16 protein-coding genes and 2 pseudogenes are annotated in these 26137 nt (G+C 63.2%); 3 read left to right on the top strand and 15 right to left on the bottom strand.

Going from position 1 to position 26137, the window contains the following annotated elements; genetic code table 11:
* Nucleotides 1–153: 153 nt before the first annotated feature.
* Nucleotides 154–558: a DUF3224 domain-containing protein gene (locus AC1DZE_RS15975; protein ID WP_477671267.1), complete on the top strand. Its 405-nt coding sequence runs from the start codon at nt 154–156 to the stop codon at nt 556–558.
* A gap of 360 nt (nt 559–918) precedes the next feature.
* Here AC1DZE_RS15975 and AC1DZE_RS15970 read toward each other — a convergent pair.
* The 5 genes and pseudogenes from AC1DZE_RS15970 to AC1DZE_RS15950 form a co-directional block, all read right to left on the bottom strand.
* Nucleotides 919–1182, bottom strand: a pseudogene (locus AC1DZE_RS15970) (IS21 family transposase); the annotation flags it as partial.
* A 149-nt stretch (nt 1183–1331) separates the two neighbouring features.
* A complete protein-coding gene (locus AC1DZE_RS15965) occupies nt 1332–2300 on the bottom strand; it encodes a hypothetical protein (protein WP_477672287.1) in 969 nt (322 codons plus the stop codon).
* Nucleotides 2301–2540: 240 nt separating this feature from the next.
* Nucleotides 2541–2735: pseudogene (locus AC1DZE_RS15960) on the bottom strand (J domain-containing protein); the annotation flags it as partial.
* Nucleotides 2736–2975: 240 nt separating this feature from the next.
* Nucleotides 2976–3656: a hypothetical protein gene (locus AC1DZE_RS15955; protein WP_477700279.1), complete on the bottom strand. Its 681-nt coding sequence runs from the start codon at nt 3654–3656 to the stop codon at nt 2976–2978.
* Nucleotides 3657–3675: 19 nt separating this feature from the next.
* Nucleotides 3676–4824, bottom strand: coding sequence for an alpha-hydroxy acid oxidase (locus AC1DZE_RS15950; protein WP_477700278.1), 1149 nt, complete (start codon nt 4822–4824; stop codon nt 3676–3678).
* Between the two features lie 204 nt (nt 4825–5028).
* On the opposite strand from AC1DZE_RS15950, the gene AC1DZE_RS15945 reads away from it, so the two are divergent.
* The gene (locus tag AC1DZE_RS15945; protein ID WP_477671271.1) at nt 5029–5829 is read left to right on the top strand and encodes an SPFH domain-containing protein; all 801 of its coding nucleotides are present in this window, start codon (nt 5029–5031) and stop codon (nt 5827–5829) included.
* A 78-nt stretch (nt 5830–5907) separates the two neighbouring features.
* Here AC1DZE_RS15945 and AC1DZE_RS15940 read toward each other — a convergent pair whose 3' ends face one another.
* The 8 genes from AC1DZE_RS15940 to AC1DZE_RS15905 all read right to left on the bottom strand — a co-directional run bounded on the left by AC1DZE_RS15940 (nt 5908) and on the right by AC1DZE_RS15905 (nt 21576).
* Nucleotides 5908–7269 (bottom strand): TPM domain-containing protein, encoded by a 1362-nt coding sequence (locus tag AC1DZE_RS15940; RefSeq protein WP_477672285.1) that lies wholly within the window; start codon nt 7267–7269, stop codon nt 5908–5910.
* Nucleotides 7270–7328: 59 nt separating this feature from the next.
* On the bottom strand, nt 7329–9593 hold the full coding sequence (pbpC, locus tag AC1DZE_RS15935) for a penicillin-binding protein 1C (RefSeq protein ID WP_477700277.1): 2265 nt from the start codon (nt 9591–9593) through the stop codon (nt 7329–7331).
* The gene (locus AC1DZE_RS15930; RefSeq protein WP_477700276.1) at nt 9590–10360 is read right to left on the bottom strand and encodes a hypothetical protein; all 771 of its coding nucleotides are present in this window, start codon (nt 10358–10360) and stop codon (nt 9590–9592) included. The genes pbpC and AC1DZE_RS15930 overlap by 4 nt, the downstream gene beginning before the upstream one ends.
* Nucleotides 10300–11505, bottom strand: a complete 1206-nt coding sequence (locus AC1DZE_RS15925; RefSeq protein ID WP_477673220.1) for a serine hydrolase domain-containing protein — start codon at nt 11503–11505, stop codon at nt 10300–10302. The genes AC1DZE_RS15930 and AC1DZE_RS15925 overlap by 61 nt, the downstream gene beginning before the upstream one ends.
* Complete coding sequence (locus AC1DZE_RS15920; protein ID WP_477700299.1) at nt 11502–17456, bottom strand: alpha-2-macroglobulin family protein; 5955 nt, start codon at nt 17454–17456, stop codon at nt 11502–11504. The genes AC1DZE_RS15925 and AC1DZE_RS15920 overlap by 4 nt, the downstream gene beginning before the upstream one ends.
* A gap of 173 nt (nt 17457–17629) precedes the next feature.
* A complete protein-coding gene (locus AC1DZE_RS15915) occupies nt 17630–19138 on the bottom strand; it encodes a Do family serine endopeptidase (RefSeq protein ID WP_477671276.1) in 1509 nt (502 codons plus the stop codon).
* Nucleotides 19139–19331: 193 nt separating this feature from the next.
* Entirely contained in the window at nt 19332–20741 is a 1410-nt protein-coding gene (locus AC1DZE_RS15910) for an ATP-binding protein (RefSeq protein ID WP_477700275.1), read from the bottom strand.
* Nucleotides 20742–20916: 175 nt separating this feature from the next.
* A complete protein-coding gene (locus AC1DZE_RS15905) occupies nt 20917–21576 on the bottom strand; it encodes a response regulator (RefSeq protein ID WP_457279431.1) in 660 nt (219 codons plus the stop codon).
* Between the two features lie 250 nt (nt 21577–21826).
* Between AC1DZE_RS15905 and AC1DZE_RS15900 the strand changes: the two genes are divergently transcribed.
* On the top strand, nt 21827–23119 hold the full coding sequence (locus AC1DZE_RS15900) for a tetratricopeptide repeat protein (protein WP_477673006.1): 1293 nt from the start codon (nt 21827–21829) through the stop codon (nt 23117–23119).
* An 18-nt stretch (nt 23120–23137) separates the two neighbouring features.
* Here the strand turns inward: AC1DZE_RS15900 and AC1DZE_RS15895 are convergent, their stop codons facing one another.
* Nucleotides 23138–24604: a rhomboid family intramembrane serine protease gene (locus AC1DZE_RS15895; RefSeq protein ID WP_477673007.1), complete on the bottom strand. Its 1467-nt coding sequence runs from the start codon at nt 24602–24604 to the stop codon at nt 23138–23140.
* A 20-nt stretch (nt 24605–24624) separates the two neighbouring features.
* The gene (argH, locus tag AC1DZE_RS15890; RefSeq protein ID WP_477700274.1) at nt 24625–26034 is read right to left on the bottom strand and encodes an argininosuccinate lyase; all 1410 of its coding nucleotides are present in this window, start codon (nt 26032–26034) and stop codon (nt 24625–24627) included.
* Between the last annotated feature and the right edge of the window lie 103 nt (nt 26035–26137).

Genomic DNA, 26137 nt, shown 5'->3' with positions numbered 1-26137 from the left:
TGGCCGGGTCAGCCGCAAGGCTCGTGCGCTCCTTGGTACTGCGCCGGCCAGGCCTTTCGGGCAGCGGTAAGCGGGCGTAAACGGCACTCAGGAAGCGCGGCGCTCTGGCATCATGGCCGGCTTGCCCACTCTTCTTGTCGAAAGTGAAACGCCATGCCCTCCCACGCCACCGGAAGTTTTGAAGTCATGCTCGCGCCGCAATCGCTGGCGAATGCCGATGCCGGCCCGCTGATGGGCCGGCTGTCCATCAACAAGACCTTCAGCGGCGACCTGCAGGCCACCAGTCAGGGCGAGATGCTGAGCGCCGGCACGGCAGTCAAAGGCTCGGCCGGTTATGTCGCGATGGAATGCGTGACGGGCACGCTGCACGGCAAAAGCGGCAGCTTTGTTCTGCAGCACAGCGGCACCATGAACCGTGGTGCGCCGCAGCTGGCGGTGAACGTGGTGCCTGATTCCGGCACCGGCGAGCTCACGGGCCTGAGCGGCACGCTCACCATCCAGATTGCCGACGGCAAGCATTCGTATGCGATGGACTATGAGATATCGCCTCAGGCTTGAGTGAGCGAAATAGGCGTGCCTCAACTTCACCGATTCTGGTTTTCTTTCGAAGACCTCCCACCCTTTTCCATATTGGGCGCTGGTTGTGGCGTAACTGCCTATAGCCATGACGACGCGGTTCAAATACTGAAGGACCGCGTGTTTCAGCAGTCGTTGCCGGCCTGCTCCGTGATTGCGGATGTTGATGTCAGCACGCTGGACGAGAACCACGTGCGGCCCAATATGGGGGTGGTGACGCAACGCTGTTGAATTCCGCTGAAGTCTGACCCGAGTTTTCCATCGAATATTGACCCACGCTCTTTGTGAGCAGAATGTGCTCACGATGTGGATAAGTTCTTGGTTTTCTCCTTTTTAGGCTGAGTCTGTGTGGATCTGCCTCAAAGTGCGCCGCTGTTTCCGCGATTTTGTTGCCTCGATATCCAGCCAGGTGGCCAGCTTCTCGGCGTAGGGATCGAGCTTGCTTGAGCTGGCCCGCCTTGGGTACTTGGGCTCGCGCTCTTCCGATCGCAGGTGCTTCTTTATTGTGTTGCGAGCCAGGCCTGTACGCCTTGAGATCTCGCGGATGGACATCTGATCCCGCAATGCCCAACGTCTGATGACATTCAATGTCGCCACGTCTATCACTCCTAGTTTCCCCCTGCTTTTAAAACAAGCAGGGTAGTGCCTACGTGGGTCAGTTTTGGATGGAAATTACTGCGATAAGTGGATCAGATTTCGACGGAATTCAACACACTGAGCTACCCCCATTCTCCAGGTACTTCCCCAGTGACGGCCTAGAAACCGGCAGCCGTAATTTTTTGGCGCCGCAAATTTCCGTTAAGAACCTGTTCAAGTTTCAGCTCATGTCCGAGTAGCTGATTCCCCTGCACGCTGAAAGTCACTGGCGTGCCCACCATTGAATAGTCCGTATCGGGACCAAACCAGATGTCTTCACCGTACCACTGCTGACCGGAGGCAAACTTTACCCGGTAGGTCCCAGGGGGAACGCCGATTTCAACTTGTTCGCCGGCTCTCACGAAGACAGCCATAACGGCTACACCCGATTGCCAATCTGCGAGTCTGATGAAGTAGTTCACTCCGCGACCGGCCGTCACCTTGAACGGGGGCTGGTTGGTCGCAAACTGACGCCACGGTGGTGCTTTGTGTTCGCCGCTCGGCGGGAGTGGCTGCAAGTTTGCTGCCAGCGTTGCTTGCTGTTGTCGCGCAATTGCAGCCGCTTTTTCGTATTCGATGCCGGCCTGCAAGAGCCGAGCTTCCTCCGCATCTACGCTTCTCTTGTATTCGACAAACCACCAGGTACCAAGTGCCAGAGTGAGCACGGCCACTATCGCGCTTTGGGCGTAAAGCGCCGGACTCATCATCCCCACACCATTGCGTAGTTTGGCGATAGCCTCATCGGATCCCGCTGACTGGATGAGGTCATTCAGGTTTTCGCGCAGCTCCTTGAGCTGGTCTTCAACCTTGTAGCCAAGCTTGGCGCGCATCCTCGCAGCCCTTGAGTTGGGGTTCCTCACGCGTAGCGTTGCCGCATAAGCCTCTCGTGCGATAGCCAGCGCGAGCGTCCTATTGCCGGTGGAAAGGAAGTACCCGGCCTGATGCGCGAGGAGTTTGGCGTTCTGTTCGGAAAAGGCATTGGCACCGAAAAGGTTCTGATAAAGCGCGTCTAGGCTCCAAAAAAAACCATGCAAGCTCCACCACCCCGTTACAACGGTGATTCCAGTACTCTTTACGCCTTCGTACATTTCACAACGTGCGCAGTAGACCCCTTGAAAAGGCTGGCGAGTGGCGCCGACTACATAGGAGAACACTCGGAAAAAGACGCGATAACGCGGACTGGCAGTGAGACTGTTGCACCTGCTACACCGTACGGGCTCGTATGACGTCGTTCCAGTCGAGGCGCGTGTTGAAGAGCTAGAAGCCTCTTGTACCGTGGATGAAGCTGTCGAGAGTGCAGGTTCAACGGATGAAGCGTCATAAGCGGCCCTCTCCACAGGATCGGACAGCACGTCATAAGCCCTCTGTAGCTCTTGAAAACGCCTGGTCGCATCGAACCCCTCATTCCGGTCTGGATGTCGCTCCATTGCGAGAGCGCGGTAGGCCGCCTTGATGACTGATGCTGGCGCGGTTGGTGCAACGCCCAAACACGCGTAGTAACCCAAAGGATCTGTTGTCCCCATATTCACCCCCTCCTATCACAAGGATACCTGCCCACGACAAACGCGCTATTGGATTTTTCCCGGCTTGGGCCTTCCTTTTCGGGGTTTATTCAGCTATTCGACCTACTTTGCGATACGTTGACTAGCTATGGTTCAAACCCGAACCAATCGTGGGGATGTCGGCAACCTGGAAGCAGACGAACTATGCTGACGGTCGTTGAATGGAGCCTGTATTTACCGATCCCCTTTGATCTCCAGGCCTCACCTCAGGTCATTGGCACTGGCCGCATATGTCAGCTGGTAGCGGGCTGCCATCGAACCGGGCTGGGCACCGTGGCGCTCGATACCTTGGCCGAGCGCCTCCTGCTGCAGGGCATCCAGCGCCGACGTGTCATAGGCGACGGCGACCACGACCCAGTCGGCCGTCTTGTCCTTGCCGCCGCGAATCTGCTGCTCCTTTGTGCTGACGGCCTGGGGCGTCTCGGTGCGCAGTACGTGGAAAGCGGCGCCACCGGGCTTGCTGACAAATGCCACCGCAATTGCTGATAGGTGGCCCAGCAGTTCTGCATCCCGGCCTTCGGCGGGTGACAGCCGCAAGGTCAGTGCATGACGGCCGATGCCGCCCCCTGCGCTGTGCAGCAGCCGGCACTGGCTTCGAACCATGTCCTGATGGTGCGGCATCATCTTGGTGGACCAGGGCGTCGGGTTGTTCAGGCGATCCCTGTAACCGGGCGATGTGAGTACTTCATAGTCCTCCAGCTCATACAGGACAAAGAAACCTTCTGCGTTGTCGACGCTGGACCAGCGTGAGCCGCGCAGAAATCCCTGGATGCCCATGCGCTCGGGAAAGTGCTCATGGGAATGCCAGTGTTCGAATTCTTCCCTGTGCTCTGTCGCCATGTTCCACCACATGGCGACGGCGGCTTGTCCCAAAAAGGCCATGGTGTTTACCGCCTCAGGCTCAGTAAGTGCCTGGCACAAAGATGCTGTTGTCCACCGACTTGATGTCGGTGCGCCCACAGAAAGCCATAGTCAGGTCCAGCTCCTTGTGGATGATCTGCAGCGCCTTGGTTACGCCTTCTTCGCCCATGGCGCCCAGGCCGTAGAGGAAGGCGCGGCCGATGTAGGTGCCCTTGGCACCCAGGGCGGTGGCTTTCAGCACATCCTGGCCGGAGCGTATGCCGCCGTCCATGTGCACCTCGATCTGGTTACCGACTGCCGCGACGATCTCGGGCAGGCAGGAAATGGAAGACATCGCGCCATCGAGCTGGCGGCCGCCGTGGTTGGAGACCACCAGCGCATCGGCGCCGGAATTGACGGCGAGCTTCGCGTCTTCAACGTCCTGGATGCCCTTGAGGATCAGCTTGCCGCCCCAGCGTTTTTTGATCCACTCCACGTCTCCCCAGTTGAGGGCCGGGTCGAACTGTTTGGCCGTCCACTCAGAGAGCGAGCCCATGTTCTCGACACCCTTGACGTGACCCACGATGTTGCCGAAGCCGTGGCGGCGGGTAGCGAGCATGCCCAGGCCCCAGCGCGGCTTGGTCATCAGGTTGAGGATGGTCGACAGCGTCGGCTTGGGCGGTGCGCTCAGGCCGTTTTTCAAATCCTTGTGGCGCTGGCCGAGGATCTGCAAATCGAGCGTGAGCACCAGTGCCGAGCAATTGGCTGCCTTGGCGCGGTCGATCAGACTTTCAATGAAAGCGCGGTCCTTCATCACGTAGAGCTGGAACCAGAAGGGGTGGCGGTCTGTGCCGGTGGCCACGTCTTCGATGGAACAGATGCTCATGGTCGAGAGCGTGAAGGGGATGCCGAATTTTTTGGCAGCGCGGGCGCCCAGGATTTCGCCATCAGCGTGCTGCATGCCTGTGAGGCCCGTGGGCGCGATGGCAACCGGCATGGCTACCGGCTGGCCGATCATCGTGGTCGCTGTGCTGCGGTTTTCCATGTTGACGGCCACGCGCTGGCGCAGCTTGATCTTCTGGAAGTCGCTTTCGTTGGCGCGGTAGGTGCTTTCCGTCCACGAGCCGGAGTCGGCGTAGTCGTAAAACATGCGGGGCACCCGCTTTTTGGCCAGGACGCGCAGGTCTTCGATGTTGGTGATCACGGGCATGGGGTCTCCAGACGACAGTTTTTTTGGGGAAGCTGCCGCCATGGTAGCGCCCGTGTTTGCGTTCTTGCGTGAATTCTGGTCCCGAGGCTTTGAAATTATTGATAAGCCACTGTCCCGCATAATCTGCGCCGGTGCGCCCCCGGGGGCGCTACCTCAACAAAAAGCGGCGACCAGGGCCTGTTCGCCAATACAAGGGAATTACTTATGCAACGCACTCTCTTCACACTGATTCCAGTCCTGACGCTCGCACTGCTGGCCGGATGTACCCGCATTGAAACCGGCGAAGTGGGCTTGCGCATCAACTTTGACAAAACCACAGACCCGACCGAGCGTCTGCCGGGCTCCTTTAACCAGACGCTGATCGGCGATATCCTGACCTTCAAGATTCAGGACGTGGCGGTGGCCGTGGACAACATGACCCCGCTGGCGTCCGACAACTCAACCGTCAAGGACTTTGACATGACGGTGGTCTATAACGTCAATCCGACGGCCGTTTCCGAGCTATGGACCACCAAAAACCGGACCTTCCATGGCCTGTCGGACAAAGGCGGCGACATCCTGCTGATGCAGAACTATGTGGCGATGAGCGCGCGCAATGCGGCTTACAAGGTGGCGCGCGAATATGAATCGCTCAAGATGGCCGACAACCGGCCGGCGATTGAGCAGAAAATCCGCGAAAACGTCATCAAGACGCTGACCGAGGAAAAGCTGGCGGACAAGATCACGGTTTCCCAGATCCAGGTACGTGCCATTACCCCCGCCGATGTGATTGTTCAGAGTGCCAACGAACTGGTGCGGGCGCAAAACGAGCTGAAAACCAAAGAGGTCGAGGTGCAGACCGCCAAAAAGGAGGCTGAGCGCATTGCTGCCTTGAACGCCAACGCGGGCGCGATTGGCTACATGAACGCCATGGCCAACCTGAAGATCGCCGAAGGCGTTGCCGCAGGCAAGGTGCATACCATTGTGGTGCCCTATGACTTCAAGGGCATCGTGAACGCAAAATGAGCCTGGGCCGGCGGCGCGCATCCCGCGCTGGCGGGGCTGAAATTATTTCCACACCCCCGCCGCCGCTGCCGCCGTCTCTTACCAGCTGCCGGACGACCCACCACCGCTGCTGGAGCCACCCGACGAACTCCGGCTGCTCGAGCTGGAGCTCGAACTGCTGCCCGACGAGCTGCTGCCATCCCGGTCATCGCGCCCACTGCTGCTGCCGGAACCCCCCGTGAAGAAGCCGAACAGCATCGCCAGCCCGAATGCCATGCCTGTCGGCATCCAGGATTCCCAGTCAGTTAGAAGCAGGTCTGGCGGGTTTTGAAACGCCACATACCCCACAACGCAGGCCACCAGGGCGCTGCGCACGCCAAACTCCACCAGGCTGCGTTTGTAGGCCGCGCGCATACCCATGGCGATCAGGCCGAGCAGTAAACAGCCTATACCGCCTCCCAGGGCGTAGAGCAGGCCCAAACCGAAGCGGTTGGCGCCCACCACGAAGGCAATGCCGACCATAGCGCTGATCGCCAGTGCGATACCACCCGTCACCAGGCGCACCGTGCGGGAACGGCCGCAGCCGAACCCCAGCGCAAACGCCAGCGGCACGGGGAAAGAGAGCAGGATGGCGCCGATGGCGGGACTCTTCAGGACAACCACCGCCACCGCCGGGACGGCCGCGACGACGCCGACCGTCACCGGCCACTTCCAGGTGCGGCGCGCCCGAACCACGCCCACGGCAAAACCCCACAGCAGTGCGGCAATAAAAGCCCAGCCAAAGGGCGTGATGCCACCGCGGCTCGCTTCCGGGGGGTCAATGTCGCCCCGCACCAGTGCGCCGATGTGGATGATGGCTGCCTCCAGTCCGCCCGCGTAGTCGTTGCGCTGAAAGCGCGGCTTCATGTCCTGGTCGATGATGCGGCCCGCCAGTACGTCGGGCACGATGCCCTCCAGGCCCTGGCCCACCTCGATGCGCATGCGCCTGTCTTCCAGGGCCACCAGGATCAGGATGCCTTCGTCGCGCTGGGTATCGCCGAGTTTCCACTTCTCGAACACGCGCGTGGCGTATTCCTCGATGGAGTCCTCACCCGTTGTCGGCAGCATGTACACGACGACTGCTGCGCGCGTGTCTGCTTCGATTGCCAGGATTTGTTCGTTCAGGGCCGCGACCTGGGCTGTGTTCAGCGTGCCGGTGGTGTCGAGCACGCGCGCGCTGTAAGGCGGAACCTGCACCCGGACGGCACCGGCGGGCGTGGCGATTTGCGCGGTATCGCTCGGTGTGGGTGCCTGGGCGGCATCGGACGGCACGTCTGTCTGTCCGGCACGCGCCTGTGCTGCCATGGCATCACCCGCCGCCAGCATGCACAGCGCCACCCACAGAACAACCAGCGTTCTATAGAGAAAACGCCGGGTTTCAGCCGCTGAAGGAAATAACGGGGCGCGTTGAAGGTGAAGCATGGAAGGTTTGGGATAGAGCACGGCCGGTACAGCGTTGTCGGATGCCGGCGCCGGAAAGATCAACGTGCCGCAGTCGCGCTGCCGCGCACGCTGGCTTCGCGCACACCGGCACCGCGCACTTCGAGCCGTATCTCGTCGGCCACCTTGCCGCCGGCATCGACCAGTTGCACCACATGCCGGCCCGGCCAGGGCATCCACTGCGCTTGGGCCCCGCGCGCAAACTCCTTGCCGTCCATCAGCCAGCGCGTGCCGCGGCCTTCGGCGCTGAAGCTGACGCGCTGGTGTTTCGGCGGGATGTCCGGGTCCAGGGCAATGATGGTGCCGGAGGCAGGGGCGGTGATGCGGGGCGGGGCGTCGGGTTCGGCAACCGGTTTTCTCAAGCCATTTCGTGCTGTAGCCCTTTCAGATCGGGCGCTACCAGCTCCTGAATTCATAGCAAAAACGGTTTGCTCCGTGCCTTTCAGGAACCATTCGTTGCGGGCTGCTTCGAGCGGCGTGCCGCCCTGGTTGCCAAACCGGGTCTGGCTTTGCACCAGGCCGGCGGGCGGCAACGGCGCGCGGCTGGGTTCGGTTTTATGCAGGTAATTCATCACCGCCGCCCAGATGGGGGCGGCGCCCGTGGTGCCGCTCACGTCCCACATGGGCGCGCCGCTGGCATTGCCCACCCACACGCCCACGGTGTAGCGCTGCGAGAAGCCCATGGCCCAGTTGTCGCGCATGTCCTTGCTGGTACCGGTTTTCACGGCGCTCCAGAAGCGGGTGGCCAGGATGCTGTCGGTGCCGAAGGTGCGGGCGCGCGCCATCGGGTCGGCCATGATGTCGGTGGCGATAAAGGCCGCGCGTGCATCCAGCGCGGGCTTGAAGACCGGTTTGGGGTTTCTCGCCAGCGAAGTCGCGCTGTAGCGACCGCCGTTGGCCAGCGTGCGGTAGGCATTGGTGAGGGACAGCAAAGACACCTCGCTGCTGCCCAGCGCCAGGCTGTAGCCGTAATAGTCACCCGACTCCTTGAGCGGCAGGCCCACGGCTTTGAGCTGTTTGTGAAAGGCATCGGGCGTCACCATCACCAGCGTACGCACGGCCGGCACGTTCAGCGACGCACCGAGTGCGGTGCGGGCCGATACCAGGCCCTTGAACTGGCGGTCGTAGTTTTGCGGAATGTAGAGCCCGCCCGCGGTCTGGATCTGCGAGGACGAATCTTCGAGCAGCGACGCTGCGGTGATGCGGCGCTCGGCAATGGCCTCTGCATACAAAAACGGCTTGAGCGTGGAGCCCGGCTGGCGCAGTGCCATCACACCGTCGACTTCGGCGGCGCCGCTCAGTTCGCCCGACGAACCTACCCAGGCCAGCACCTCGCCGGTGGCGTTGTCCAGCACGACAATGGCGCCGTCTTCGACGTGGCGGCCGCGCAGCTCGCGCAGCTGCTGGGTCAGGGTCTGCACGGCAAAACGTTGCAGCGGCGCGCGTGCGGTAGAAACCAGCGTGCGGGGCACGCCCGTACGCCCGGGGGTATCGGCCTGGGCCGCGAGCAGCCGGCGCGCCAGGTGCGGCGCCACGCCTTCACTCGGATCAAACGCCTTGCGCTGCAGCGCGGCAGTGGCAAGCAGGTCCAGACCCTCGCAGTCGGCCTTGGCCGGCGCTTGCATGGTTTTCAGCACGCCGCAAGCTCGCTGTGACACCTGCGCGGCCTTGGCGTTGGGCGCACGCACCAGCGCGGCGGCGATCGCGGCCTCGCGCTCATCCAGCCCATGCGCAGCCTTGCCAAACAGTGTGCGGCTCAGCGCGTCGATGCCGACAAGTTCGCCGCGAAACGGCACAAGATTCAGGTATGCCTCCAGGATCTGGTCCTTGCGCCAGCGTGCCTCCAGCACCTGGGCCGACACGGTCTGCCCCACCTTTTGCGCCATGCTGCGGCCACCCGCACCGGCGCGCCAGTCCTCGTCGAGCAGTCCGGCCAGCTGCATGCTGAGGGTGGAAGCGCCGCGGGTTTTGGTGTTCCACAGATTGCCCCAGGCCGCTGCAGAGACAGCGCGCCAGTCCACACCGCTGTGCTCATAAAAGCGCTTGTCTTCACTCAGAATCAGTGCCGTGCGCAAGGCAGGCGAGACATCGGGCAGCGCCACCCACTGGCCGCGCCGCACAGCGCTGTCGATGCGCAGGCGCTGGATGACTTCACCACTGCGGTCGAGGATGAGCGTGTCGGAGGGGCGGAAGTCGCGTTTGACTTCGTCGAAGGTGGCGACGGCATGGGCAGGCGATATCGCCCCGCCCGCCAGAGCAAGGGCCAGCGTCAAGCTTGTGAAAATGCGTTTCGGCTCGCGATTCATTTCTTTGTGCAAAGTCTCAGGTTGGTCCGGGTGGCTTGCACCACCGGCAGATAGGCCTCTGAATCGCTAGGAGGGTAGCTCCCCTTGATTTCATCGTCAGACTTTGCGGCATCAGGCGCGAGGCCTTGCAAAGTCTTGATGCAGGCCGCGCGGTCACCCAGCTTGAATTGTGTGAGAGCAAGGTCGTTCAATATCCAGGCCGATTCAATCCAATGGAGGAATGACTTGCACTGCATTGCAACAGGCTGGATCACAGCCAAGGCGGCAGCGTAGTCTTTCGCCACATAACTCTTCTTGAAATTCTTCTTCGACTCATTAATGCTCTTGCGCACGCAAAGAGGCTCAGGCTTGCGGTACGTCCCCTCAAACCATGCCCGCATACCGCAGAAATCGCGGCATGCGTCGGCGCCGTTGGTTGAGACCTTGACATCCTGGCCCTCGGTCTTGAAGCTCACCTGGCATGCGGATTTCCCGATCTTCGACTTGCCATCGACGATCACGCCGTCCAGGTCGCATACGTGTGCGTTGGCTCCCGTGGTCTCTATCGCGAACTTTCCGCGTGGCTGAACCCGCAGCGTGCCCGACGCACCGTCACTGATCACGTATTCACCCTCGGCAGGCGTGCTGAACTGTGCAAGGACCAGGTTGGCGCCCAGGAGCATGAATGCATAAAGGGCAAGTTTCACTTTGACGCCTCCAGTCTTTTTCATGCCGGCAACCCAATCTTCGTCGCCGCGTTGAAGAGCTGGAACAGCTGCGCCTGCCAAGGCCCCTCGGCCTCCACCGCGGTCTGCACCAGCACAGTTTGCGTAACACGGTCTACCAGCACGCGCTGTCCGTGGTGGCCATTCATCATCATCCAGCTGCCGTCGGCCCTGGGATGCCAGAAGAAATTCTTGTAGCCGAAGCCGCGCATGGCCGTGCCGTGCCGGACTTGCGCATCGGCGGCCGACCATGAGGAGCATTCGTCTATCCATTTTTTGCTAACGACCTGGCGGCCTTCCATGACGCCGTCCTGCGCGATCAGCTGCGCCAGGCGCGCCCAGTCGCGCAGCCGCGCGCCAAAGCCTATGCAATTGAACTCCTTGCCCTTGCTGTCGCACAGCCAGCTGGCGTCGCCCTCGGCGCCCAGCGGTTGCCACAGGGCTTCTTCGCAAAAGGCCGCCAGCGGTTTTCCGGTGACCTGGCGGATGACCATGCCGATGGTCAGTGGGCACAGTTCGTTGTAGTTGTAGCGCGTGCCCGGCGGCTCCTGCACGGCGTTCCAGCCGCGCACCACGGCTTCCAGGTCAGTATTTCCGCCAGTGAAAGCACGCGGGTAAATGGTGGGGTTGTCGCGGTCATGCAGGATGGCCGCGCCGCTGGACATATTGGCCAGGTGACGCAAGGCAATCCCGCCGTGCAGCGTTCCCTTCAGTTCGTCAACGTACATCTGCGGCGTGTCGTCCATGGAACGGACCAGGCCGCGGTCCAGGCAGATGCCCAGCAGCAGCGAGGTCACGCTCTTGGCCATGGACCAGCTCGTCATGCGCATCTCGGGCTTGCGCTCGAACTGGTAGGACTCCAGCAGCACCGTGCCCTTGCGCGCGATGAGCAGGCCGGTCACCGGCCAGGCCTTGAGATAGTCCGCCGCCGATTGCGCGACCGGCGCGAAGGCCTGGAGGCTTTCGGCCGATGCCGCCTTCAGCGTGGAAGCCTGCGCGGGCGCGGCGATGGGTCGCGCCCGGAACATGGTTTCGTAGCCGCCGGAATAATTGCCAATGCGGTAGTCCTTGTCGGTCCAACTGCGGTTGCCGCCCCAGCCGGCCGGGTAGCCGGAGCGTTGCTGCCAGTCGGCGGCGGCCGCGGCCGCCCCGCGCGGCAGGGCAATGCCCGCAGCCAGTGCGACGGCCAGGGAACGCCGCTGGATCATTTCGCCGCTTCCACCTTCACCCGTGCATTCGGCGACTCGCCAAACATCTCGGGCGCATACATGGCCTCGACCCGGCTAGGCGGCAGCGCGAAGTCGCCGACGTTGTTCAGGCGCACGGTGTATTCCATCTTCACCACGCCCTTGGGCAGGTATTCGTAATAGCTGCGGAAGGCTTCGAAGCTGCGCTCTTCAAACGCAGGCCAGCCCGCACCGGTTTTCTTTTCGCCGCTGGTGGCGATTTCGGAGTCACGGCCCAGACCGCCACCCAGGATCGTTGCGCCGCCCGGCACCGGGTCGCTGATGACGACCCAGGTCATGTCGGCGCTGGCGTTGACTTCCAGCGTGATGCGAATCACGTCGCCGCGCGTGTAGATACCTTTGACGGCCTGCTCCACCGGGGTGATCATTTTCTTGATCTGGTAACCGGCATTGAAAGGCGCCTTCAGCTGGATGGCTGTGATGGATTGCAGCGTGAGCCACGGTTTGCCTGCTCCCTGATGCGTCACGGTCAGCGTGTCCTTCGCTGCGCTGCCCCAGGGCAGGAACATGCTGTTGTTGCGCAGGTTGCCGGGTGAGGCGGGTGCGCCGAAGAAGGTGGTCTGGTTGGGTGCGCCGGCTGCGTCGGTGGTCTTGACACGGTCAACCTTGGCCCAGTCCACGCTCGCCACGCTGGCGGCTGCCGCTGCCAGCGTGGCCTTGGTCACACCCGCTACCGGCGTGGCTTCAAACCTGGCCGAGAACTTGTCGAGGGCCAGGCCACCCCACAGGTTGGCCGTGGTGGTGTGCCACGCACCTTTTTGCTGGCGCGCGATAAAGCCATTGGCCAGGCGCCCCATGTCGTCTTTCCAGGCCGGGTCGTCCATCACCGCCAGCATCAGGCGCGCGGTGTTCACATCACCGTTGGTCATCAGCCACCACCAGTAGTCGTCCTTCTCGGTGCTGAAGATCAGCTTGGTGCCCTGGAAGGACAGGCGCGAACGCAGCACCTGGTTGGCTTCGGCGATGCGCTGCTCACGCTGCGGCACATCGGCCACGCGTTTCAGGATATTGAGCCAGTCGATCACCGCGTGTGTGGGCCACTGGTTGGGCGCAATCGTGATGCTGCCCAGCATGCGGCCCTGCGCCTTGCCGTAGCGCGAGAGCGCTTCCAGCGCGGCCAGCTTGCGCACGTCGAGGTCTTTGCGTGGGCTCCAGAACTCGCGCTGGATACGGCCTTCCACAAACGCGATCAGGCCGCGTTCCATCGGGGCGCGCGCATCGTCGGGCAGGGCAAACGCCGGGTTGATGCCCGAGGCTTCGTGCGTGGCGGCCAGCAGGTAGGCCGTCAGTGCATCGCTGCCGCGATTCGCTTCGCCGTCGCGCGGCGGGAAGTAGTTGGCCAGGCCATCACTGTCCAGGTAGCTGGGCAGTTGTGCCAGCACGGTCTGCCAGAGCTTGCTGTCGCGCAGTCCCACCGACTTGCTGGTTTTTTGCTCCAGGCAGATGAACGGGTACATCGCGAAATAGTCGCGCACGCCGTCCATGCCTTCGGCCAGTTTCGGCTGCAGCGACATCTTCAGGCCGCCGCGGCCGGGCAGGGCGTCAGCCGGCGGGTTCACGTCCAGCGTGAAGCTGCCGTCGACCTGCACCAGCGTGGCTTGCTGCACGGTCAGTGGCACGGCCGGGATGATGCGCTGACGCGCCTTGAGGCCGTCGCGTGCGCCGGAAATCGTGTCTTTGGCCTCGATCTCCCACAGGATGGCTTCGGCGCGTGTGAACGCGAGCTGCGCCGGCGCGGTGACCATCCAGGCCACCTCACGCGCTTCGCCCGCGGGGATGTCTACCATTTGCGGTTTCAGGTCCAGCATCGTGGCGCGCGGGCTCACTTCCACCTTCATGGCCACCTTGGTGGTGTTGCGCAGCGTCAGTTGCGCGCGGAACTGGTCGTCTTCCCGCACCAGTGGCGGCAGGCCGCTGATGATTTGCAGGTCCTGTGTGGCCTTGATGCTGGTCTGGCCCGTGCCGAAGAGGCCGGTGCCTGCGTCAGCCACTGCCACAATCTTGAAGGTGGTCAGTGCGTCGTTGAGCGGCACCATCACCACGGCCTGGCCGTTGGCGTCCAGTTGCACCTTCGGGTTCCACAACAGCAGGGTATCAAGCAGTTCGCGTGTGTTGCTGCGCCCGCCGCCACCGCCGGCTGCTACAGCCTTGCGGCCGAAATGCCTGCGTCCGATGATTTCCATTTGCGCGGTCGAGGTTTCCACGCCCCAGGCGCGGCGCTGCAACATCGCATCCAGCAGGTTCCAGGAGGTGTTGGGCATCAGCTCCAGCAGGGCCTGGTCTACCGCGGCCAGCGCCACTTCGGCATTGGCGGCCGGCTGTCCATTGGGCAGCTTCGCGGTAATGGTGACCTTGGCCTGGCTGCGCACGGCGTAGCTTTCCTTGTCGGTCTTCACGCTGACGTCGAGCTGGTGCGCCTTGGTGCCCACACGTATTTCAGCCACGCCCAGGCGGAAGGCCGGTTTGCTCAGGTCGACCAGCGCGGTGGGTGCAACGTATTCGCGGCCTTCATACCAGAAGGATGTCCACCATTCACGTGGTGCCTTGTAGCCCCAGGTGAAGAAGCTGTACCAGGGCACTTCGCGCAGCCGGCCGCGCAGGGCCAGCACGCTCACGTACACATTGGGCCCCCAGCCTTCCTTGATCTGCAGGTTCACCGTCGGGTCCTGGCCGTTGAGCTGTACCACCTGGGTTTCGACGATGCCTTCACGCTCAACGGCGACCAGTGCCGTGGCAAACCGGAAGGGCATGCGCACCTGGAACTTGGCGGTCTCGCCGGGCTGGTAGCTTTTCTTCTCGGGCAGCACGTCCATGCGGTCGTGGTCTTCGCCGCCAAACCAGAGTTCGCCCTGGCGGGTGACGTATACGTTGCTGGCGGCCTGGATGGTGTTGCCGTCCTTGTCCTTGGCCGTCACGATGAGTTCGACCTCACCGGGCTCGCCGAGCTTGGTCTCGCACAGCAGCAATCCGCGCGAATCGCTCTTGCCGCTGCAGACGCTGCCGAGGTCTTTGACCTCAGTTTTGTTGTCGTAGGTGTAGAAGCCGCCCACCATGCGCTTGCGGCTGGTGGTGGTGATGCGCGCCACGGCCTTGACCTCCAGCGAGACACCAGGGGCGATCTTGCCGGTCAGGTCAAGCGCCAGCGCCTGGAACTTGATCTTCTGGCTGGAAGACACCCAGCCTTCTGTCTTGATGCCTGCCACCACAGCCGCCGGCCAGACGGTGGAAGTGCTGCGAATGGTCTGCACTTCGCCGTTCGGGTCGGCATAGGTGGCTTCCATCAGCAACTCCTGCGGCTGCCTGCGCTCGGGAATGTCGTTGATGGTGAGCTTGCCTGCGCCATTGCGGTCCAGCGTCAGCGGGAGTTTGTCGGCAATCACGCGCTGGTCCTGCGAAGAGGTGCTTTCCTCTTCGCCCTGGTTGCCGGCGCTACCGCGGCCGGTGCTCGGTGGCGAGAAGTTGAATTCGTCGAAATCGCTGTAGCTCAGGGACTTGCCGCGCACCAGCGCCGACACCCGTACGGGCAGGGCCACGGCGCCGCCGCCCGCCACGTAATTGATCTGCACGTCGGTTGGCACGGACTTCACATTGACGAGTGGCTTTTTATCGGAAGGATTGATGCGGCCTTCAAGCACCGGCAAACGGAACTCTTCCACACGGAACTGCCCGCTGGAAAAACTGCGCTCGCGGCTGCCGCGTTCGCCCTTGAGCTGCACTTCATACACACCCAGCTTGGCAGCAGGCGGAATGGCAAAGGTGTTTTCGGCGCTTTGCCCGCCCGTGGCGGTCTTGCGCCAGGTGATCGGCTGGGTGTATTGCTGGCCGCTGCCGACATGCGTGATGACCAGCGTGGCGGGTGCGCCTTCGGGCAGGCCAAAACCCTTGCTGGTTTCAGTGCGCAGCAGGTGTTTCATCGACACCGTTTCGCCGGCGCGGAACAGCGTGCGGTCAAAGACAGTGTGTGCCCGTTCGTTGGGCAGGGGGTCGCGGCTGGTCGGCACGTTGAAGCGCCAGGGTTCAATGCCCTTGTGCCAGTCGCTCCAGGTGAAGGCCAGGTCTTCAATGCCGGCCACTGAGCTGCGCGCACTCACGAAATAGGCATTGGCGGAGTCGCTACCCGGGCAGCGTGGAGGCTCGGAAGACAGGCCGCTGAAATTGGCGATGCCCTGTGCGTTGGTGACAGCCTTGGCGATCTCGGTGCCGTTGCAGCCCGAGACGCGCACCGTGGCGCCAGCCACCGGGGCGCCCTTGTCGAGCGTGGTGACCCAGGCCAGCGAGTTCTCGCGGCCCAGCTTGAAGTGCACGCCCAGGTTGGTCACCAGGGCGGAAGTGCGCACATACATGGTCCGGCTATTGCCGTAGCGTTCGTCGAGCAGCGAGCTGCCCAATTTTTGCGAAGCGATCTCGACCACGTGAAAACCGGGTGCCAGCGGGATGCCGACCACCTCAAACGGACGTGGGTCGGTGCCTGCGGCGGGCTTGGGCAGGTCCAGTGTCTTCACGCCGGCCTGGCCGGCCAGCAGCGATACCATGCGCGACTGGACATAGTCGCGATCGCGCGATTCGAGTGGTTTGGGTAGCGGCCCCTTGATATCAGCAGCCGCTGCCTTGCGTGAAACCTGGTAGTCGTCGTAGCGCTGTACCTTGCGGAACCAGGCAATGATGTCGGCGTCGGTGCGGGGCTGGAGGTCGCTGACCTTTCCGGCCGGTGCCGCGCCGGGTGTGAGCCCTTTCACGGGCAGCAGGGCTTCGACATTGCGCAGCGTGACGGGCAGCAGGGCCGGGTCGCCCGGTTTGGTGTTGGGTTCGGCAAAGCGTTCGACGATGCCGAAGGGAGAGGCGGCGAACTTGGCCAATGGCGGCATGGAGCCTGTAGCCACCTTGAGCGGGAAGCTGTCGGCATTGCGCAGCGTGCGGCCCGAAGCATCCTTGAAACCTCTGGGCAGCTCCAGCATGAATTGCCCCTGTTCAGGAAACAGCGGCTTGAAGGTCACGTTGCTGACCAGGCTGTCGCCGTCACTGTTGCCTTCCTCGAAGGCGGGCTTGAACGTGTCCTTGTCGCCCTTCAGGCGTATGGCCTCGGCCAGCTTGCGCGGCACGGGGGTGTTGAAGTTCAGGGTCATGGGCCGCATCGGCAGGCAGGCCGACTGGGCGTTTTCGCGTTCGCAGGTGAAGCTGGCCGCAAACGGCTCGCGTACCTGGAAGTTGTAGCGTTTTTCCACCGAATTGGGTATGCCGCTGGGTGTGCTGACGCCTTTGCCGTACACCAGCTGCACTTTGGCAGCCGATGTCAGGCGCCGGTTGCAGGTCAGGGTGGCGTAGCGCAGCGGATCCTGGGCTGCAGCCTTTTCCAGGCCCAGCGACTTGAGCAGTTCGTTGCGCTCGTTACCGTCGATGAGCTTGACAGGAACACGTTCACCCAGGCCTTCCACGTTGCACCAGACGTTTTCGCGAATGCTGGCCAGTGTGGCGGCGCCGTTGAACTGCAGCACGAAGTACTGTTCTTCGTCGATGCGCTCATAGGTGCCGGGACGGAGGTTCTGGATGAAGGGGCCGCCAGTATTGAATTTATAGGAAGTGTTGCCGCCCACGGGCTGGCTTTTGGGCGACTTGAAGGTGCTGACCACCTGCACCGAACAACTCACGCCAGGTGGCAGGTCGTTTTCAAATTCGAACGCCCATTCGCGTTCATTGATCCAGCGGCCGGAGCCCTTGGTGGCCTGTGCATCACTACAGCTTAGTGACAGCGGGGCAGGCGCCTTGGGATCGCCGAAATTGACGGCGCCTTCGTCAAATTTGGCGACGATTTGCCTGACACGGGCGACTTCGCCTTGCGGCGAAAGGCTGGTGATTTGCAGGGCATGGGCATGCAGCGAGACAGCCGCGATCAGTGCCAAAGCGGCTTTTTTCATTATTGGGCTCACGTTTTCCTCTCCTTCGGGAGGCCAAGCGTAGCCGATTTGGATGTAACAAAATGTCCCGTGAAATGGGCGAAAACCGCTCAAAAAAAAGCGGGCCTGGAGCCCGCTGGTGTGATTTTCAGAGGGCCTCCAGCAAAAAGCGGAGAGCCTCTGCGTCAGGATGCTCAGCTGAAGTTCACCGGCACAAAAATTTTGCTGTCGCCCCGCTGTATCAGAAGCGCCACGGATTTCTCTGCTTTGGCCACGGTGGCGCGCACCTGGTCGATGTTTTTCACCGGAACGCCGTTGATGGACAGCAATACGTCGCCAACCTGCACCCCGGCCATTGCCGCCGGGCCGCTGGCCTGTTGGACCACCAGGCCGTTGTCCACGCCGGCTTCCTGCTTTTCATCGGGCTGCAGCGGGCGCAGCGCCAGGCCCAGCTTGCCCTGGTTGGGCGTGTCCTTTTTGGCTGCGGCCTGGGCCGTCTTCTCGTCGGCATTGGCCAGCCTGGCAGTGACCACCTTGGCGGCGCCCTGCCGCCAGATGTCCAGCCGGATGCTGTCGCCGGGCGCTGCCAGGCCGATCAGCGCGGGCAAGTCGCCCGAGGACACGATGGGCTGGCCGTTCACGCCGCGGATCACGTCACCCGACTGCAGGCCGGCCTTGTCTGCCGGGCCGCCTTTTTCCACACTCGAAACCAGCGCGCCTTCGGGCTTGTCCAGCTTGAAGGAGTCGGCAAAGGACTGGTTGACCTCCTGCACCGCTACCCCCAGGCGCGCATGCTCGACCTTGCCGGTCGCCACGATCTGGTTCTTGATCCGAACGGCCACGTCGACCGGGATGGCGAAAGACACGCCCTGGTAGCCGCCGCTGCGGGTGTAGATCTGCGAATTGATGCCCACGACTTCGCCGCGTGCGTTGAACAGCGGGCCACCCGAGTTGCCCGGGTTGACGGCCACGTCGGTCTGGATGAAAGGTACGGCGCTGTCGTCAGGCAGCGAACGGCCCTTGGCGCTGACCACGCCGGCGGTCACGGTGTTTTCAAAGCCGAAGGGCGAGCCGATGGCCAGCACCCATTCGCCGACCTTGAGCTCGCTGATCTTGCCGAGCGTCACCACGGGCAGGTTTTTGGCGTCAATGCGCAGCACCGCCACGTCGGTCTTGGGGTCGGCGCCCAGCACCTTGGCGCGGTATTCGCGCCGGTCGGTCAGCTTGACGGTGACCTCTTTTGCATCGCGCACCACGTGGGCGTTGGTCAGGATGATGCCGTCGGGGCTGACGATGAAGCCCGAACCCTGGCCGCGTGTGGGCATTTCCTGTTGCTGGCCGCCGCGGCCGCCACGGGCCCCCGGGCCCTGCTGGAAGCGTTTGAAGAATTCGAAGAACGGATCACCGGAGGGCGTGTCGTCGTCATCGCCGTCGTCCTGTGCCATCGGGGAGTCGTTTCGTACTTTGGTGATGCCGGTCACGCTGATGTTGACGACCGCCGGGCCGTAGCGTTCGGTGATCTGCGAGAAGTCGGGCAGGGCCATGGGCACCGAGGCTGTGGTGCCGGCGGTGATGGCCGGGGGGACGGCTGCCGTGGCGGCAGGGTGCACAGCATTAAGCGCACTGACGCCGGCGCCACCGATGGCGCCCGCAGCCAGAAGTGCAGCGACAAGCCGGGTATTTTTCAATGCTTCAGATTTCATGGATGGGCTTCCTTGCGTTGAGGGCACACACCGGTGCCGATGGGTACAACTATGGGGCGGCAGCCTTAGGCGGGGCTTAAATTTGCGCGACGCAGGAAGGGCAGCGCTGCGGGCGTGAATTTTGATAAAAAGTGGCTGTAGACCACAATAGTACTGCGCGAGCAGCTATAAAAATGGTAGCAAATGATGGCTGCTAGCCGGTGATCTCGCCCGCCGGAAACCGGACTTCAATCCGCAGTCCACCCAGGCGGTCTGACGTGCCGAGCTGTAGCGTCGCGCCGTGCCGCTCGGCAATCACCTTGACGATGGCCAATCCGAGGCCGCTGCCGGCTTCCGGAGAGATCGCCGATCCAGCCGACCCGCCCGCCATGTCCGTGACGCTGGCGGCGCGAAAGAAGCGGTCAAATACGCGGTGGCGGTCTTCTGCGGCGATGCCCGGGCCGCTGTCTTCCACCGTCAATACCGGCTGTCCGTCCTGCACGCCCACCGACACATCGACCTGGCCCGCCACCGGCGTGTACTTGACCGCGTTGTCCAGCAAGTTGCGCAGCAGGATACGCAAGGCCTCGCTGTGGCCTTTCACCTGCACGGGCTGCAGTGGCTCGCTGCCCGCCAGGCCCAGGTCAATTTGCCTGTGGCCGGCATGGGGTAATACATCGGCCACGGCCAGCTTCACCACGTCACGCAGGTCCACAAAGGTGGCAGCGGCAGGTGCCTGGCCTGAATCGGCTCCGGCTTGTGCCGTGCCGGCGGCTTCTTCGCGGGCCAGCACCAGCAGCTGCTCGACCAGCCGTATCGCCCGGTCTATGCCCTGGTTCAACCGGCCAATGGCGGCCTCCCGTGCCGCAGGTTCTTCGTCGTTTCGGCGCAGGGCCTGCGCCTGCAGCTTGAGCGCCGTCAGCGGCGAGCGCAATTCGTGCGCCGCATCAGCCACAAAATGCCGCTGCGCCTCGAAAGCGCCGCGCACCCGGCCGAACAGCAGGTTCAGCTCTTCCACTAGCGGCCGCACTTCGTCGGGCAGGCCGTCGTCGGCCAGCGGCGACAAATCGTCGGCCGGGCGCCCGGCCACCTGTCGCCGGGCACGCTCGACAGGCGCCAGCGAACGGCTGATGACCCACCACACGGCCAGCATGAGCAGCGGGGTTAGGTAGGCAAAGGGCAGCACGGCGCGCACAGCCAGCGTGCGGGCGCGCGCCGAGCGGGCGTCCAGGTCTTGCGCAATCTGCACGGTTTGCAGCGCGGTCTGCAGGGTGTAGACGCGGTACCGGTTGCCGTGCGCTTCGACGTCCGAAAAGCCGAGCACTGCGCGCGGCGGAAGCGCCGATCGGGTGGAGCGGAAAATCTGTGTGCCGTCCTGGCCCCAGATCTGCACGTAGACCTCGAAGCGGTCGTCTTCGTCGGTCTCGTCCAGGGGAATGTTGAGTGGAATGCCGCTGCGCAGTGAGCGCGCCATTTGCTGCAAATGGTCGTCGAACATCGCGTCGGCCTGCTGCAGTGCGCCGCGATAGGCGGTGGCCGCCTGCAGCAAGGCGGCCAGGAAGATGGCGGCCAGCACGAACCATAGCAGCCTCCTTCTCAGGGAGTGACTTGCTGGCTTCCTCATTGCTTGGGCACCAGGTACCCCAGACCGCGCACGGTCTGGATCACGTCGTTGCCGAGCTGAATAGGCCCCCACGCTCTCCACTTCGTGTGGTCGCTGCCCCCCGAGGGGGCGCTGCGCCTGCGGCCCGGCAAAGCCGGTTCCGCGGCCCCTGCTGGTGTTTGATCTGCGGGAGTTGTCATTGTTTGGGTACCAAGTATCCAAGGCCGCGCACGGTCTGGATCACGTCGTTGCCGAGTTTTTTGCGTACGCCGTGGATGTAGACCTCGACAGCGTTGCTGCTGATGTCGTCTTTCCAGCTGAAGAGTTTTTCCTCGAGTTGCGCGCGTGACAGCACCACGCCTGGGCGCGCCAGCAAGGGTTCGAGCACCGCCCATTCCCGTGCCGAGAGCGACACCGGCTGGCCGTTGAGGCTGGCTTCGCGCGTGGCGGGGTTCAGGCTCACGCCCTTGTGTTCAAACGCCGGCTCGGCCCGGCCCGCACTGCGGCGTATCAGCGCGCGGATGCGTGCCAGCAGTTCGTCGGTGTCATAGGGCTTGACGACGTAGTCGTCGGCGCCGGCATCCAGCCCGGCGATGCGGTCGCCGACCGCATCGCGCGCCGTGGCCACCATCACCGGGGTGGTGTTGCGTCGAGCCCGCAAAGCGCGCAGCACTTCCAGGCCGTCGCGCTTGGGCAGGCCCAGATCCAGCAGCACCAGGTCGTACTGTTCGCTGTTCAGGGCCTCGTCGGCCATGCGGCCGTCACGCACCCAGTCGACGGCATAGTGCTCACCGCGCAGCACCTGTAGCACGGTCTCGCCGATCATGGCGTCGTCTTCAACGAGCAATAAACGCATGTTTCTTTCGTCAAGGGTTAGGCCGCTTGCCTTTTGCAAAGATTATGCGGCGGCGGGACTTAGGCGGGCCTTAAACCACGATGGGCAGGCTGTTTTTCCCGCATGCCCTGCCCAGACGGAGAGCCCGTCCCGAAAGCCTGGCCCTGTAGCGAGCCCGGCGCACTAAAATCACAACACAACAATAGGGAGCTTAGATGGGAGAGTTCATGCGGGCGGGGCGGTTCGTCACAACACACGGCGCTCTTTAGACATGGTGGCCGGCAAGTCCGCGGTCAAGCCGTTCTGGCATCGCCTCAACAAATTCTTCGCATTCCCGTTCCAGGGGGCGCCTTTGGCCTATGGGCTGTTCCTGGCGTTTTGCAGCCTTCTGCCGCAGCTATTCTTTTTCCTCCCGCGGGGGATGATGTGGGTGATTGTCGAACTCGGCATCCTGCTGGCCGCGAGTCGGTACGGCTTCAAGGTCGCCGTGCTCGGCTCGCGCGGAATATCGCGCGCCAGCGATTTTCCATCGCGGCTTGACGACGAGTGGAGCAGCCTTCCCTGGAAGCTGTTCGGCGTCTTCGTGGTGCAGGCCGTTATCCTGGGCCTTGTGGCATCGGTCAACAGCAAGCTCGCCACGGTCGCGACTTTCGCGTTTTCATTCCTGCTTCCGGCGACCGTCATTGTCCTGGTGCAGTCGGGCAGCGCGATGCGCTCGTTGAACCCCGCCGCGATTCTGGGTGTTGTGCGTGTCATCGGCGCGCCTTATCTCGCGCTATGCCTGTTCCTGTTTCTGTTGAGCAGCGGTGCGCAGGTCGCGCTGGTGCTGCTGCTGCCACTGGTCAGCCTCTGGCTGCTGGTGCCGTTGTTCAATTTTGCATTCATCTATTTCGGCTGGGTCATGGCCAGCCTCCTGGGCTACGTGATGTATCAGCACCATGAGGGGCTCGACATCGATCTGCTGCCCGGTGCCGGCGCGGACGACGCCCCGCCCGAGCGCCGCAGCCCCGAGCAGATCGCGCGCCAGGAAACCGACGCGCTGGTCGCCGAACTGGTGACCGAAGGCGATATTCCCGCCGCGCTCAATATCGCCTACGAAGACCAGCGCATGCGGCCCAGCGACGTCGCTGCGCTGCGGCGTTATCACCGCGTATTGCTGATGGCCGACAAGACGCCGACGCTGGTTGAGAATGCAAAGCGGTTTATTGCGCTGCTGCTGCAGCAGGAGTTGGGAGCCGAGGCGCTCAAGGCCTGGCAGGACTGCCGTGCGCGTGAACCTGCGTTTGTCCTGGAAGATGGCGGGCAGACACTGGCCCTGGCACGCGCCGCCTGGCGCGCCGGCGACGCGCAGGCGGCGCTTGCCATTCTGCGCAGCTTCGACAAGCGGTTTCGCGGCCACGCCGCTATTCCGCAGGCCTATGAGCTCGTCGCGCGGGTGCTGACCCAGGGCATGAACCGTGCCGACATGGCTCGCCCAGTGCTGGCCGTGCTCGAGGAACGCTATCCCGACAGCGAGGCGACGCGCGAGGTGCGCTGGCTGCTGCGCGACCAGCCGGCCGCCTGAAGTGGCTGAGACGGCGGTTCAGACCTGCGCGAGCGCGCGCGTGGCCATGTCGTTGGGGGCGAGCCGCTGCAGGTGCGGCAGCCAATACAAGGCGCGCTCGCGCTGCCCTGCGCGCAACCAGCCCTGGGCGCAGACGCCCAGCGTGTCGGCGAGTCCCGAATGCTCCGGCGCGCTTTTGAGCAGCGCGCGGCACAACTTGTCGGCGTCATCGAACTGGCGGGCGCGCGTGAAGCGGCGCGCCAGCCGCGCCATGTCATCGGGTTTTAGGCGCGCGCCGGGTTTGGCCTGGTCCAGATAGGTGCGGTAGCTGGCATGCTGCAGTTCCAGTGTGGCGTCGTCGCTGGGCGCGAGGCGGAAGATGCGGCGCGCGGCACCGTGGAAATCTTCGCCGGCCGGCTGCAGCCGCGCGGTGTTGAACCAGGCACGCAGCACTTCGCCGTCGGTGGGCCGCAGTTTCGCCGCGGCCCGCCATTGCGCGCAGGCGGCGTCGAATTTCATCTCGGCCGCCAGCCGTTTGGCCTCGGCGACATGCCGCTCGAATCCGTCTTCGGCCTGCTCGGCCGCCGCGGGCGGTGGCGTGAGTTTGCGCCAGTGCATAGCCGCGGCCATTAGAAGCGCACCGGTGAGCAGCCCGCCCAGATGCGCCATATAGGCCACGCCCTTGCCGCCGATGACATGCTGCAGCAGTTCGTTGGCGATCCAGGCGGGCAGCAGCAGCAGCGCGGGCGCTGTGACGTAGTTGAAATAGAAAAACAGCTGGTAGAAAAAGCGGATGCGGCGCAGGCGGTACATCACGGCATACATGCCCATCAGGGCGGAAACCGCACCGGAGGCACCCAGGCCGTAGCCGCCCTGCCCGGCATAGGCCCAACCGGCCAGCAGCGAAGCACCCAGTGCGCCCGCGAGATAAAACGCCAGATAAAGACTGCGGCCTAACGCGAGTTCGACTGAAAAGCCAAACAGGAAGAGGAACACCATGTTGCCGATCAGGTGGCTGGTGTCGGCATGCAGGAAGGCCGCGGTGATCCAGGTCACGGGTCGCAGCAGTGCGTCCTTGCTGTTGTCTTGGGCCCAGTGGGCGGTGAAGGGGGCCGGCTGCATTCCTTCGTAGCGGCGCCTATCCTGCTGCCACTGCGGATGGGCCGGGTTCCCGGGCCGGACGACGAGGCCGGCGTGCAGGCGCGCCAGGAAGGTTTTTTCGTATTCCAGGCCGTCGAGCAATTCGCCGTAGCGGCGCTGCTCCAGCATGCGCCTGGCTGCCGGCGCGCGGGATGATCCGGTCTCCTCAAGCCAGCCGACGAAAGCGGGCAGTTCCAGCGCCGGCAGGCTACTCGAGAGATAAAAGACCGCGGCCTTGTTCTGCGCATTTTCCTCGGCGCGCTGCGGGCCCCAGAACACCGTCATGTTCACCAGGATCAGCAGAATCGTCAACCATGGCGGGTTGCTCCAGGTCGGCCGGTTTTCCAGCGGAATTGCGTAAAACATGCTCCCGCCGACGGCTCAGTTCAGCCCAGCCGCGCCCGGTGCCGCGCGATTTGTGCCTTGACTTGCGCCGGCGCCGTGCCGCCCAGGATGTTGCGGGCGTTCAGCGAGCCGCGCAGGCTCAGGCAGTCGTACACGTCTTTTTCGATGCTGGGGTTGAATTCCTGCAGCACAGCCAGTGGCAACTCGGACAGGTCCACCGCATGGGTGGTGGCAGCTTTGACGGCGTGGGCCACGGTTTCGTGGGCATCGCGGAAGGGCAGGCCTTTTTTCACCAGGTAGTCGGCCAGGTCGGTGGCGGTGGCGTAGCCGCGTAGCGCGGCCTTTTCCATGGCTTCGGGCTTGACGGTGATGCCGGCCACCATCTCGGCAAAGATGCGCAGCGTGTCCTTGAGCGTGTCGACGGTGTCGAACAGCGGCTCCTTGTCTTCCTGGTTGTCCTTGTTGTAGGCCAGGGGCTGGCCCTTCATCAGCGTGATCAGGCCCATCAGGTGGCCGACCACGCGGCCGGTCTTGCCGCGCGCCAGCTCTGGCACGTCGGGGTTTTTCTTCTGCGGCATGATGGACGAGCCGGTGGTAAAGCGGTCGGGGATGTGGATAAAGCCGAAGTTCTGGCTCATCCACAAGATCAGCTCTTCGCTCATGCGGCTGATATGCACCATGGCGAGCGACGCGGCTGCCGTGAATTCAATCGCGAAGTCACGGTCGCTCACGGCGTCCAGGCTGTTCTGGCAGACCTGTGGCTTGCCGTTTTCGTCGACCATGCCCAGCGTTTTGGCCACGCGTTCGCGGTCCAGCGGGTAGCTGGTGCCGGCCAGTGCTGCAGCACCCAGCGGCAGGCGGTTCACGCGTTTCCTGATCTCCAGCATGCGCTCGGCGTCGCGGCTGAACATTTCCACATAGGCCAGCATGTGGTGGCCAAAACTCACCGGCTGGGCCACCTGCAGGTGGGTGAAGCCGGGCAGGATGACTTCGACATTTTTCTCGGCGATGTCAACCAGCGCTTTTTGCAGGTCGGTCAGCAGCCCGCCGATCAGGTCGATCTCACTGCGCAGCCACAGGCGCACATCGGTGGCGACCTGGTCGTTGCGGCTGCGGCCGGTGTGCAGGCGTTTGCCGGCGTCGCCCACAAGCTGGGTCAGGCGCGCTTCGATGTTGAAGTGCACGTCTTCGAGGTCCAGCTTCCACTCAAAAGCGCCGGAGTCGATTTCGGACGTGATTTGCGTCATGCCTTTCTGGATGTCGGCGTAGTCGGCGGCGGGAATGATCTTTTGCGCTGCCAGCATTTCGGCGTGAGCGAGTGAGCCGGCAATGTCGGCTTGCCACAGGCGCTTGTCAAAAAACACGCTGGACGTGTAACGCTTCACCAGGTCGCTCATGGGTTCGGAAAAAAGGGCGGACCAGGCTTGGGACTTTTTGTCGAATTGATTCACGTCAGGCTTTCTTTGAGGCAGTCGCTGGCCGGTCTGTGGGGTAAAGCACGCCATTTCGGGCAGTTGTGCAGCCGGCCGGGCCTAAATAGTGTTTAACCCATGG

The sequence above is a fragment of the Polaromonas sp. P1_F1 genome, assembly GCF_056405795.1.
This window is presented reverse-complemented; position numbering and strand designations above follow the sequence as displayed.